The organism is Nocardia sp. 348MFTsu5.1 (assembly GCF_000383535.1).
GTDB lineage: Bacteria > Actinomycetota > Actinomycetes > Mycobacteriales > Mycobacteriaceae > Williamsia > Williamsia faeni.
Window position 1 is genome coordinate 1 of record NZ_KB911510.1, and the last position, 11,217, is coordinate 11,217.

The 11,217-nt window shown below is 61.8% G+C and carries 13 protein-coding genes and 1 pseudogene; 8 read left to right on the forward strand and 6 right to left on the reverse strand.

Annotated features, from left to right (window positions below):
• From H290_RS27670 to H290_RS0103240, 4 genes and pseudogenes are all read left to right on the forward strand, one after another.
• Window positions 1-348: pseudogene (locus H290_RS27670) on the forward strand (DUF2236 domain-containing protein); the annotation flags it as partial.
• 276 nt (window positions 349-624) lie between these two features.
• Window positions 625-1,092: a globin domain-containing protein gene (locus H290_RS27675; RefSeq protein WP_020105325.1), complete on the forward strand. Its 468-nt coding sequence runs from the start codon at window positions 625-627 to the stop codon at window positions 1,090-1,092.
• A gap of 2 nt (window positions 1,093-1,094) precedes the next feature.
• On the forward strand, window positions 1,095-1,376 hold the full coding sequence (tatA, locus tag H290_RS30530) for a Sec-independent protein translocase subunit TatA (protein ID WP_020105326.1): 282 nt from the start codon (window positions 1,095-1,097) through the stop codon (window positions 1,374-1,376).
• Window positions 1,377-1,569: 193 nt separating this feature from the next.
• Window positions 1,570-1,797 carry a hypothetical protein gene (locus H290_RS0103240; RefSeq protein WP_020105327.1) on the forward strand — a complete coding sequence of 76 codons (228 nt, stop codon included), beginning with the start codon at window positions 1,570-1,572 and terminating at the stop codon, window positions 1,795-1,797.
• An 8-nt stretch (window positions 1,798-1,805) separates the two neighbouring features.
• Here H290_RS0103240 and H290_RS0103245 read toward each other — a convergent pair whose 3' ends face one another.
• The gene (locus H290_RS0103245) at window positions 1,806-2,375 is read right to left on the reverse strand and encodes an isochorismatase family protein (protein ID WP_028462714.1); all 570 of its coding nucleotides are present in this window, start codon (window positions 2,373-2,375) and stop codon (window positions 1,806-1,808) included.
• Between the two features lie 9 nt (window positions 2,376-2,384).
• The gene (locus H290_RS0103250; protein WP_020105329.1) at window positions 2,385-2,918 is read right to left on the reverse strand and encodes a VOC family protein; all 534 of its coding nucleotides are present in this window, start codon (window positions 2,916-2,918) and stop codon (window positions 2,385-2,387) included.
• A gap of 288 nt (window positions 2,919-3,206) precedes the next feature.
• Between H290_RS0103250 and H290_RS0103260 the strand changes: the two genes are divergently transcribed.
• Window positions 3,207-4,406 carry a cytochrome P450 gene (locus H290_RS0103260; protein ID WP_020105331.1) on the forward strand — a complete coding sequence of 400 codons (1,200 nt, stop codon included), beginning with the start codon at window positions 3,207-3,209 and terminating at the stop codon, window positions 4,404-4,406.
• A 59-nt stretch (window positions 4,407-4,465) separates the two neighbouring features.
• Window positions 4,466-5,308, forward strand: coding sequence for a sugar phosphate isomerase/epimerase (locus tag H290_RS0103265; protein ID WP_028462715.1), 843 nt, complete (start codon window positions 4,466-4,468; stop codon window positions 5,306-5,308).
• A gap of 179 nt (window positions 5,309-5,487) precedes the next feature.
• On the opposite strand, the gene H290_RS0103270 is transcribed toward H290_RS0103265, so the two are convergent.
• Window positions 5,488-6,738 carry an ABC transporter substrate-binding protein gene (locus tag H290_RS0103270; RefSeq protein WP_020105333.1) on the reverse strand — a complete coding sequence of 417 codons (1,251 nt, stop codon included), beginning with the start codon at window positions 6,736-6,738 and terminating at the stop codon, window positions 5,488-5,490.
• 306 nt (window positions 6,739-7,044) lie between these two features.
• Here H290_RS0103270 and H290_RS0103275 point away from each other — a divergent pair, with 306 nt between their 5' ends.
• Window positions 7,045-7,497 carry a MaoC family dehydratase gene (locus H290_RS0103275; RefSeq protein ID WP_020105334.1) on the forward strand — a complete coding sequence of 151 codons (453 nt, stop codon included), beginning with the start codon at window positions 7,045-7,047 and terminating at the stop codon, window positions 7,495-7,497.
• A gap of 52 nt (window positions 7,498-7,549) precedes the next feature.
• Entirely contained in the window at window positions 7,550-8,404 is an 855-nt protein-coding gene (locus tag H290_RS0103280) for a mycofactocin-coupled SDR family oxidoreductase (RefSeq protein ID WP_020105335.1), read from the forward strand.
• Window positions 8,405-8,451: 47 nt separating this feature from the next.
• Here H290_RS0103280 and H290_RS0103285 read toward each other — a convergent pair whose 3' ends face one another.
• From H290_RS0103285 to H290_RS0103295, 3 genes are all read right to left on the reverse strand, one after another.
• On the reverse strand, window positions 8,452-9,246 hold the full coding sequence (locus H290_RS0103285) for a FadR/GntR family transcriptional regulator (RefSeq protein ID WP_020105336.1): 795 nt from the start codon (window positions 9,244-9,246) through the stop codon (window positions 8,452-8,454).
• A gap of 205 nt (window positions 9,247-9,451) precedes the next feature.
• Window positions 9,452-10,420 carry an NADPH:quinone oxidoreductase family protein gene (locus H290_RS0103290; protein WP_028462716.1) on the reverse strand — a complete coding sequence of 323 codons (969 nt, stop codon included), beginning with the start codon at window positions 10,418-10,420 and terminating at the stop codon, window positions 9,452-9,454.
• Between the two features lie 58 nt (window positions 10,421-10,478).
• A complete protein-coding gene (locus H290_RS0103295) occupies window positions 10,479-11,216 on the reverse strand; it encodes a tyrosine-protein phosphatase (RefSeq protein ID WP_020105338.1) in 738 nt (245 codons plus the stop codon).
• Window position 11,217 lies beyond the last annotated feature (1 nt).

An 11,217-nucleotide genomic window follows, 5' to 3' on the forward strand; every position in this document is an offset into this window, starting at 1 on the left:
CCCGAGGGCATCAAGCTCGCCGATACCCTCCTCGATCTCGGGATGAACCTGGACCTGACGTTGCTCACCAGACCGATCCTCGGCGCCCTGACCCGCTTCATGCTCGGCGATGAAGTCGCCAACTGGCTCCATATCCCCACCGAACCTGTCTGGACGCCGCTTCTCGAAACCGCTTGGGGCCCTTACGTCCTGGTCCGCGAAGGACTTCTCGATGCCGGACTACCCAAAGAGGCGTACTTCCTGTTCGACGAGTTTCTCCGTCAATTTGTGCTGTTCTACATGTCTGAACTCCGTATGCCCATCAACATCAATATCCCCGTGGGCAACAATCCGAACTACGGTCGCTGACCACAGCCGGGACTGTGCGGCGCGGTCACCTCCGGGATGGGACCGGAGACGCCGTGCAGTTCGTCGGGTACGACGCTACTACGGACCAGCAGTCGTCGCCCGAGAGGTCAGCGACGCCCGCGTTCGCGAAGAGATCAACATCTTCAACCAGTTCCTACAGTCAGGTGCGCACGCGAATTACGCCGCATTTCAGGTCGATTCGGATGTGACCGCCGTGGAATGGGCGCAAAAGCGCCTCGCTGATCTCGCCTGACCACAGAAGAAGAGGACATTTTTATGGACAAAATTCTGCTCGAACAAAGTTTGGCGCTCGTCGCTGCCGACGATCCGGACTTCACCGTTCGATTCTATGAGCGACTGTTTGCCGACTATCCGGAGGTGAAGGCGCTCTTCGGCAAGAACATCCGACCACAGGCCACGATGCTGCAGGAAGCGATCGTTGCGGTTCTGGAACATCTCGACGACCCCGGCTGGCTGGAGACATCGCTGAGTTCGCTCGGCAGGGTGCACGCTTCGCTCGGTGTGACGCCGAAGATGTACGGCTGGGTGGCTACAACATTGGTTGCCACGATGGCTGACATCGCCGGTCCCCAGTGGACGGATGTCATGTCCAAAGAATGGAACGAGGCACTGACCGCAGTGGCCGCGATGATGCTCGACGCATACCCGCCGGAATCACCGGGCCAAGAATCCAACACCACCGACCAGCATCTGCTGAGCGGGCCAGGTCGAGGAAAGGGATAGAAATGAATGCTTTGCAGCCGTGGCACATCATTTTGGTGGCTGCTGTCTTTCTTGTGTTGTTCGGATCCAAGAAGCTGCCTGATGCAGCCCGCGGACTCGGCAGATCGATGCGAATCTTCAAAAGCGAAGTCAACGAAATGCACAACGACACAAGGGCCGAACCGCCGGCTGCTACCGGTACGCGCGAACTCAGTCCCAGCCAGACCACAACGGACCGTGCCGACGAAAACGTTGAGACCGCTCGTGGCGACCACACCAATCCCAGTGGCCACCAACGCGACTGAATTGAGGCATCAATTCAGTCGCATTTGGCGGCTTGTTCAAAGGGGTGTTGGCGCGGAACGTCCGTGTCCACAACACGCCTGGCGTCGACGGCGAGACAGGGAGAGATATTCGCGTTGACGGCCGATTCATTTCCCGCCGGGCAGACGGCTTCGCCCTTGGTGGAGTCCGCGTCACCGTGGTATCACCTGGGATATGTCTGAAATCAGCCTCGCCGCCCGGCGCATTGCAGAATTTGTGGCGCAGCATCCCGACTATTCCGTCATCGCGTTCGACGCGGACGGCGAGACCATCGATTGGATGACGGCCGGCGGCTGGGTCAACGGATCGGTCAGGGGCGAGCGCTTCTACACATTTGGTGGTGGGGGTGTCAGCGAGGTCGCAGTTCAGTGCGAGCTCGATCGACAGGATTCACGCCGCTGAGTCGGCGCTCATTGTGTGAGCAGCTCGAGAACATCCGCCGTGGTACCGGTCTCGGCGAGCAGCGGGAAGATGCGTTCGACGCTGTTGGCGTGTGTCTCGGGCCGGATGTCGGTCACGGCGTCGGTCACGACGGTGACGCTGTAGCCGTGTTCATGTGCTGCGCGGGCGGAAGATTCGACTCCCAGGCTGGTGGCGACACCTGTGAGGACGATCTGGGTGATGTCGCGGCGCCGCAAGTGCAGGTCCAGATCGGTGCCGTAGAAGGCGCCCCAGTTGCGTTTGGTCACCACGATGTCCTCGGGGTGCCCCGACAATTCGTCGACGAGCTGATCCCAGCCGTCTGGCCACGCATGTGGTGCTCGCCCGGACATGTCGGTGCGACCGCGTGTATCCGATCCGTCAGAGGTCATGCGCACGAGGACAACCGGAAGACCACGGTTTCGGAAGGCGTCGGCGAGGGTGACGGTCCGACTGATCACCTCGTTGATCGGATAGGGTGCCTTCTCGCCGGCGGCGGTACCCTGCTGAAGGTCGATCACTACCAAGGCACTTCTGGTATCTAGCTGCGTCACAGGCATTGTCGTATCCTACTGAGCCGTCAGCCGGGCCATGACCCGGTCCATGAGTGTTTTGTCGGCGCGGGGACCGCCGGGTGTGTGGGCGCCGTATCGCTCTATCTCGGCGTCGATGTCGAGTGGCCGAGTCGGTGCCACCCCGGGCACGATCTCGTTTTCGAGTTGGGAGTCCGGCACCAACCAGGTGATCTCGAATTCGATGCCGTCCGGATCGCGGCCATAGAGGGCCTTTGTTCCGGCGTGATTCGAGGATCCGTTCAGGGCGCCCGCACCGTGCAGTCGATCGTGGGTCTGTGCGAACTCGTGCAGTGTCGACACCTCCCATGCGAGGTGGTAGAGGCCGACTGATCCGTCGGCGGCGCGGGGGCCGGTGGCCTGGAACAGCCCGAGATCGTGGTCATTGGCTGAGCCCGCGCCGCGAAGGAATGCACCGCCGGGAAAATCCACCGGCAGGCGTTCGAATCCCAGTACGTCGCAATAGAACGCCACGCTTCGTTCGACGTCGGAGACGAACAAGACGGCATGGTTCAGACTTCGGATCGACACGGATCTCCTTCTCGGGCCATCCAGGCACTGGTGTGGTTTGCGAGGTCTCGGCGCAGCGCATTGCCGGCAAGTCTCGCCGAGCGGAACATGGCCTGTCCGAATCCGTCCCGGTGAACGGTACAGCCGGTGGAGCCGAGTGCGGGTGGCAGACACAGTGGACCTTAACGGTTTGCCGGTGTGGATCGCGTCAGAAGACTCGATCCCACTGGCGGTCGCCCGACTCCGTGCCGCCCGCGTGCAGCGCATGTTGCACGACGGAAGCTGCGACGACACCCGAGAGGATCCGCCATGAGCACCACATATGAACCCGAGGGCACATACGAAGGTTGCCCGGCCTACCACTTCGACAATCGCGTCGGAGGGCCGGTGATGAGCCATCAGCAGCGTTGGGACGAGATGGCCGGTGCGCATTCGGGTTTCCGCAGCACCATTTCCAAGGGCTACTGGGTTGTCACCGAGAGTGACGCGGTGCAGGAGGCTTTGCAGGATTGGGGCACCTTCTCCAACAAGTCGGTGACGGCCCTCGAAGCCAATCCCAAGTTCCTGTGGATCCCGGAGATGCTGGATCCGCCCGTTCACACCACGTGGCGGCGTTTGCTGGGCAATGCATTCTCCCCGAAGACGATCGCGGCCCGGGAGGCCGAGGTCCGCGAAGTCGCGATCGAACTGATCGAAGAACTCAAGGGCGCCGGGGCCGCGGAGGTCCTCGATGCCTTCGCCCGTCAGTTCCCGACCAAGATCTTCATGCGGATGGTGGGTTTGCCCGAAGAGGATCTCGGCCAGTTCCTCGACTGGGTACACGATCTGCTGCATCTGACCTATGACGAGGATCCCGAAGGCCTCCGGCAGCTCGCTGCCATGCACGCGGTGTCTGCCTATTTTGATGAGCAGATCGCGTTGCGTCGCGAAGCGCCACGTGACGACCTGCTGTCGACGGCCATGACGTGGGAGATCGACGGCGAGAAGATCAGCGATTCCGACATGCATGCTTTTTGCATCTTGTTGTTCCAGGCCGGATTCGACACCGTGCCGATCTCGATCGGTTGGGCGTTTTACCACTTCGCGACCCACCCCGAGGACCGTGCCGCGATCGTGGCGGATCCGTCGTTGATCCCGGTCGCCGTGGAAGAAATCCTCCGCGTGTACTCATTTGTGGTTCCTGCCCGTAAGGCGACCACCGACGTGCAGATCGGTGGATGCCCGGTGAAGGAAGGGGAGATGGTGATGCTCCCGTTGTCCGTGATCAACCGTGACGCCGAGCGTTTCGAGAACCCGACCGAAGTGGATCTGGAGCGCGTCACGAACAACCACGTCGCGTTCGGTTCCGGACCGCATCGATGCCTCGGATCGCACCTGGCCCGCCTGGAACTGAACGTTGCCGTCGAAGAGTGGCACGCGCGCATTCCCGACTACACGATCGCACCGGAACAGGAACTCTGGCAGCACGGAAACATGTACGGCATCAATTCGCTTCGCTTGCAGTGGTAACCGATTGGCACTGAGGTGAACTCGAGTGTGGTCGCCGGCAGGAACGAGATGAGTGGGTCATGACTACAAACGGTACAAATCCTCGGCCGGTCGGGCTGGAACATCTGAGCCTGTATGAGGACCCGATACCGGTATTCATCGGTGCAGCCGCCGGGGCCGGCGCGGATTCGATTTGCCTGAGTGTCAATCACCCTGGCGTGCTCGACCCGAAATCATTGCGCGACAGTCTCTCCCGGATTGCCGATGCGAATCTTCGGGTGTCGATGGGTGACGGCTTTCTCCTCAATGCCGGCGAGAACCTGGATGGTCTCAAGCGGCACCTGGACACGCTCATCCAATTCGGTGCGCCGTATGCGAACGCGTGTGCCTTCGAGCCTGATGAGACGGCGGTCCGCAATCCGGGCCTCATCCAGGAACAACTCGGCGACTTCACGCGGCTTGCGCAGGCGGCCGGGGTGGGTGTGCTGATCGAGTTCACGCCTCTGTCCCATGTGCCGTCGCTGGCTGCTGCAGCGGAATTGGTCGAGCAGATCAATCAGCCGAATCTCAAGATCATGGTCGACACGCTCCACCTGGCACGTGCTGGTGAGGGTCCTGATGACATCGCGAACATCGACTCCGCCCTGTTCGGTTATTGCCAGCTGAGTGACGGACCGCTCGGGTCGATGAGCCTTGGTGCCTATATGGCCGAAGCCATCTACAACCGGGCCATCCCGGGAGACGGTGAGTTTCCGCTCGAGCGCATTCTGGCGCTGCTGCCGGATGACATCACGATCAGTGCCGAAGTTCCTTTGCAGAGTCTCAAGGATGCGGGCGTATCGCCCGAAGATCGAGCTCGTCGCATCATCACCGGAAGTCGTCGGGTTCTCGAGGGTGCCCACCGTCAGTCACAGAACGCTTGATCAGCGTGTGATGGCCGGCGGCCACGCGGCCGCCTTCGATATCCCACACCCCCGGTGTCACCGCAAAATGCGGTGGCACCGGGTGTTTTTCGTTGGACGTCATACCGACAACTGAGCCCCCGCTCCCGGATGGGAGCAGGGGCTCAGCGGTACGTCGAGGGTCTACTGGGTGGGACTGTTCAGCTGCCGACGGTCTGCGGATCGGTCGGCTGACCGTCCTTGATGGTCAAGACAATCGAGCCTTTGCCACAGATGGATGTCAGCGGTGGCAGGGCGGTCCCGTTGCAGGTGAAGGTCAAGCCCTCGGCAGCCGGGACGGGAACGTCTTTGGCCGCCTTGATGGCCGCGATGATCGCAGCCGCGGAGGTATCAGTGCCCTGCACCGACTCGGTCGCCCGGATCAGACCGAGCATCCCCTGGTACGCGACGGGGGTTTGGCCGCCGGTCTCGGTGCTCGGGGAGTACTTTTCCATGATGCTCTTGAACAGATTCGCTTCCGGGGTGTCGCTTGTGGCGTCGTACGCAGCGAAGACGTGAGCGCCCTCGATGGACGATCCGACTGCTTGGACCACCGAATCGGCAGTGCAGGAGGCGTTGGTGAACTTCTCCGCGGTCGACCCGAGGGTGCCCAGTGCCTTGAAGACCGAGGTGCACGCTGTCTCTTCACCGACCACGATCACACCCTCAGGGTTGCTCGCCAAACCGGCACTGACCTGCGGGGTGGCATCAGGGGTGCCCAACGGGATGGGAACCACCTTGAGGTCCACACCCTGGGCCTTGAACGCCGGGATCCCCAGCTTCTCCAGACCGTTGACCGCCGCCGGCACGTTGATGGTGAACGCGGTGACGTTCTTCATGCCCTTCTCGCCGGCATACGAGGCCATCGCATTGAGGCTGGCAGGGAAACCGCCGGTCCACAAAAACGAGCCCGGATTGGTCAACTCAGAAGTCGACTGCCCCGACGCAGTGATATATGGAATGCCGGCGCCGGTGATGGTCGGCACCATCACATCGCCCAGACCGGTGCTGGTGATCACCGCGGCAGAGACCTTCGCCTCGACCATCTGATTGGCACAGTCACGTGCAGAGGCGGGCTCCTCAGCTTCCTTGCAGATCACCAACTCGATCGGGCGACCACCGATACCACCGAGATTCTCGTTGGCGTACTTCACCACAGCCTCAGCGGCCTCGCGGCTCGCCGGCTGCGAGATCGCCTGGCCACCTTCGTTGTTGATCAGACCGATCTTCACTGGATCGCCCGTGGCAGCAACGCCCGGGTAGGAACCCTCGGGCGCTTCTACAGCGGAGGAGGAATTGGAGCTGTCATCACTGCTGTCGTCGCTGCTACATGCAGCGGTGGAGGCCAACGCGATGACGGCGATGGAGGCTGCCATGACTTGGGCGGCCCGCAGACCTCTGAGCTTTTTCATTGATGTCCTTCTCGTTCGAATCGACACTGTCCGCGCGGGGGTCTCCGACCCGGAGGTCAACATAGCTAAACAAGTACACGTGAACTATGGCATACAGACATGACCTATGTCACTTGTTTGCCTTGCAGCGGCAGAGAATATCGTCGTTCTCCCGGTGACCGGTCATGCTGCGACATCGTTTCACCGCAGGCCAGTGGTCAGACTAAGGCGCTAGCGGACGGCCGCGGAACTTGGCCATTGACTTCTCTAGAAGAAGATTACTACTTTTAACTTGTTTCTGGCCGGCTCAGGAAGGTGGTCGCAACAGTGGAGACGTTCCGCGACATCCCTTCGCTCGTGGCTGCGACGGGACGGTCGCTCGGGCCTTCGGGCTGGTTGCAGATCGACCAGGACCGTGTGGACACCTTTGTCCGCGCCACCGGCGAGGGTGGCGGAACCGTTGTCCCGGATGGGTTTCTGACGCTGTCGCTGGTTCCGTACTTTGTTGCCCGCCTGCGCCGGGTCGAAGATCTGGCAATGGGTGTCAATTACGGAATCGACCGCGCGCGCTTTCCGGCGCCGGTCCGCGTGGGTGACCGAATCCGTGGCCGGACAATGCTTCTCACCGTGACGGAGCTCGAAGCCGGCTCCGTGCAACTCGTCGCGCGAACGACAATTGAGATCGCGGGTTCGAGCAAGCCCGCTTGCGTGGCCGATATGGTCAGCCGACTCTGGTTCCGTCGACGGAGCGGCATCGGTACTGATCGGTCGTCACAATAAAACTGAAGTGGCACAACAATATTCAAGTGTTCAATTTACAACGAAGTAGAGGATGATCATGACAACTGCAGTACCGGAAAGCCCGCTTCCCGACGCTCCGAACGGTCGGCGTTACGAAGGTAAGGTCGCCTTCGTCACCGGCGCAGCGCGGGGGCAAGGACGCGCAGTTGCGCTCCGGCTGGCTGCCGAGGGTGCCGACATCATCGCCCTCGACATCTGTGAGGACCTGCCGACGACGCAATACGCCGGCGCCACAGAAGCCGATCTGGCCGAGACAGCTCGACGTGTCGAAGCGCTGGATCGCCGCATCGTCACCACCAAGACAGACACGCGAGACTTCGCCCGGGTGAAGTCGGAGCTCGAACGTGGCGTGAGTGAACTCGGGCGACTCGACGTCGTGGTGGCGAATGCGGGGATGACCACCACGGCGTTCGCCTGGGACATGTCACTCGAGAACTGGGATGCCACGATCGGGATCAACCTCACCGGCGCCTTCTACACGGCGAAGGCGGCCATCCCCATCATGTTGGAGCAAGGGACCGGAGGTGCGATCGTCTTCACCAGCTCCACCGCCGGCATCGTGGGCCTGCCCCTGATGGCTGACTACGTCGCGGCAAAACATGGCGTCACCGGATTGTCGAAGGCGTTGGCAAATGAACTCGCGGAGTATCGTATTCGGGTCAACTCCGTGCATCCGTACGGAGTGAACACGGACCTGAAGCCCGGTGGGCTCCATGAAGTTCTCGAGGACAAACCGAAACTCGGGGCCATGTTCATGCCCGCCATGTCGGACCAATACAGCGAACCTGAAGACATTGCCGCCGCCATCGCCTGGATCGCATCAGGGGAGGCCCGGCACGTGACCGGTATCCAGCTTCCCGTTGATCTGGGGCGTTCGAATCGCTGATCGAGCTCGAGTCGGCCGGCCGTTGACCGGCCGACTCGGTCGTTGGTTCAGTCGAGGATGTCCTTGACCTTTCGGTCCAGATTTCCTCCGACAAGGGTGCGGGCGACCACCATGTGCTTTTGCCAGTGTGCGGTCGCGCCTTCGGCGTCGCGGGCGCGGAGAAGCTTGATCAGCCGTCGTTGGGACCGGACGAAGATCTGATAGTTCGCCTCATACGCCTCGGTATCGGTGAGGCTACGTGAGCGGGTTGCCGCGATTGTGTGCTGTTCGAAGATCTCATGAAGCATTCCGGCGATGAGTGCCAGCGTCGCATTGCCCGACAACTGGACCATCCGGAGGTGAAAGCGCGCCACTGCAGCCCCGAAATTGTCTTCGGCGAACGCGCGTGGAATGTCCTCGTCGACGAAACGCTCGAGTTCGTCGAATGCCTCTTCTTTGCCCTGGGTGGCCAGAATCGCGGCCGCAGCGGGTTCGATTGACTCTCGCGCGATGAGCACATCTTCGACTGTGGTCCCTGACAATTCGAGAAGCAGCGACGCCGGGCGGGCCACTATCTCCGGTCCGGGCACGCAGATTCGCGCGCCGGTGCGGGAACCTCGACGGACCTCGACGAGCCGTTCGGCTTCCAGAACTCGCACCGCTTCGCGAAGTGTCGGCCGGCTGACAGAGAAGTGTGCGGTGAGCTCCGCCTCGTGTGGGAGGTGATCACCGTCGACGAGTTGGCCGTCGACGATCATCTGTCGCAGTTTACGGGCGACGAGTTCGGCGGTCTTCCGTGTGCGAAGCGGTCGGCCGAGCTTGTCGGCGAGCTCGGTTTTCGATGCCGATGCTTCTTCCGCCACCGTTCACCTGCCTTCCCGTTCAGTGTTTCTGCCCCGGTCTGCGGTCAAACTTCACGAGACGCCTGAGCCAAGACTAATACCATGTGAAATAAGTTAGATATAAATCTATATTGCATCACCCGGAACGAGCCACTTTTACGAAGACGAGCCACCTGTACGTGTAGGTGGCTCGTCCTTGTAGAAGTGGCTCGTTTTGCGGAAGCCTCTACATCTTGATGACGATCTTTCCCGAGGCTCGCCGTTCGGCAACCCGGGTCAAGGCCTGCGGTACCTCCTCGAGCGAAAACGTCTCTGAGATGAACGGTCTCATTCCTTGTGAGACGAGGTCTTCGATTTCTGCGGCCCCGCGCGACACCGCCTCGCGGTCGTGGTCGGCGAGCGTACGAATCTCGAAGCCGCGCAGGATCGCACCCTTCAAGAGCACGAGGTTCAGTGGGATGCGGGGGATATCGCCCTGGGCAAAGCCCAGGCATACATAGCGCCCACCCCAGGTGATTGCCCGGATCGCTTGTTCGGCATAGGTTCCGCCGACAGGGTCGATGACCACGTCCGCACCTTTGCCGGTGATCTCCTTGATTCGCAGCTTGAGATCTTCTTCGTCGTAGGCGATGGCCTCCACGGCTCCCAGCGACCGGCACATGTCGGCGCGCTCTCGTGTCGACGCGGCGGCGATGACCCTGCCTCCCAGGCGGGTGGCGACGTCGATGCATGCCGTGCCCACGCCACCCGCAGCACCCAGGACGACCACCCAGTCGCCGGGTTGCATTGCGCCGAAGGTCGTCAGGGAGTGATAGGCAGTTCGATATGTGACGTTGAAGGCAGCGGCATTGACCATGTCCAATCCGGCGGGAATCCGGGTCAGTGTCTTCTCCGGGACCGCGATCTGCTCGGCGAAAGCGCCGCCGAATGCCGTGCCCATGACTGCGTCGCCCGGAACGAGGAGTGCCACATCGGGGCCGACCGAGAGCACGCGACCGGCGAACTCACTTCCGGTGGTGAATGGGGTCGGCACGGTCACCTGATAGCGGTCGGCAGCGATCAGTACATCCGGGTAATTGACTGAGGCCGCTTCGATTCCGACAACCACCTCCCCAGGACCCGCGACCGGGTCGGGTAGATCGCGGATCACGATCTTGTCCGGAGTTCCGTGAACCTCACACCGTGCTGCCCGCATGTTCATGCCTTTCTGGTGGGGCGAAATCCGATCGGTGTTCGATCGAATGTGTTGACTTCTAGGTCGAATCCGGGACGACCGGCGCAGTGAACCGCAGCCGGAACCGGTCGAGGTCGGACTGATCGGCGCCGTGGTCGCGCATCCACCCAGACGGCCCACCAGGCCAGGTCTCCAGGATGTTCACGACAAACCGGATACCCTCCTCTGTCACGTCGAGGAAGGCCTTGTTGAACGGGCGGCCGCTCGGGGTGGAGCGAGCGACGTCGGCTGACCGTAGCTTGTCCCGCAACGTCGGCATATTCGGTTCGGTGGCAAGGTAATCCGCGACCACGGCCTCGGGTTCGACGCCGACGCTCAACAACAGAGCGGCGATCACGAGTCCGGTCCGGTCCTTGCCCATCGTGCAATGGACGAAAACCGGACCTTCTGCGGCAGCCGTAAGTGCCACGGTCGCCGCGATCCGATGCGGCGTCGTGTTGACGATCTTCTGATAGACCCCGGTAAGTGTGTCCGGGATGTCCTCGGTCGGCGCCGCGGCGTCATGCAGAGGGTGATTGTGGACGATTGGACCGGTTGGCCATGCGTACCCGACCCGCCTGGATTCTTCTGGCGTGCGCAGATCGATGACCACCGCCGGTGGCCACGGCCGGACGTCGTCGGGTTCGACGTCGCCCGGATGAAGCGCGTCGCCGCGGTAGAGAACTCCGGGGTGGGTGGTACCGCCGCCGATCAGCGGCAGTCCACCCAGGTCCCGGAGATTCGTCAGGCGCGTGATGGTGTTGCCTGGCGCGTTCATC

Excerpts from the sequence above, each read along its gene's own strand:
- H290_RS0103260 (WP_020105331.1), top strand. The coding sequence starts at position 3,207 with ATGAGCACCACATATGAACCCGAGGGCACATACGAAGGTTGCCCGGCC.
- H290_RS0103295 (WP_020105338.1), bottom strand. The coding sequence starts at position 11,216 with ATGAACGCGCCAGGCAACACCATCACGCGCCTGACGAATCTCCGGGAC.
- H290_RS0103245 (WP_028462714.1), bottom strand. The coding sequence starts at position 2,375 with ATGCCTGTGACGCAGCTAGATACCAGAAGTGCCTTGGTAGTGATCGAC.
- H290_RS0103290 (WP_028462716.1), bottom strand. The coding sequence starts at position 10,420 with ATGCGGGCAGCACGGTGTGAGGTTCACGGAACTCCGGACAAGATCGTG.
- H290_RS27675 (WP_020105325.1), top strand. The coding sequence starts at position 625 with ATGGACAAAATTCTGCTCGAACAAAGTTTGGCGCTCGTCGCTGCCGAC.
- H290_RS0103280 (WP_020105335.1), top strand. The coding sequence starts at position 7,550 with ATGATCATGACAACTGCAGTACCGGAAAGCCCGCTTCCCGACGCTCCG.
- H290_RS0103270 (WP_020105333.1), bottom strand. The coding sequence starts at position 6,738 with ATGAAAAAGCTCAGAGGTCTGCGGGCCGCCCAAGTCATGGCAGCCTCC.
- H290_RS0103240 (WP_020105327.1), top strand. The coding sequence starts at position 1,570 with ATGTCTGAAATCAGCCTCGCCGCCCGGCGCATTGCAGAATTTGTGGCG.
- H290_RS0103265 (WP_028462715.1), top strand. The coding sequence starts at position 4,466 with ATGACTACAAACGGTACAAATCCTCGGCCGGTCGGGCTGGAACATCTG.
- tatA (WP_020105326.1), top strand. The coding sequence starts at position 1,095 with ATGAATGCTTTGCAGCCGTGGCACATCATTTTGGTGGCTGCTGTCTTT.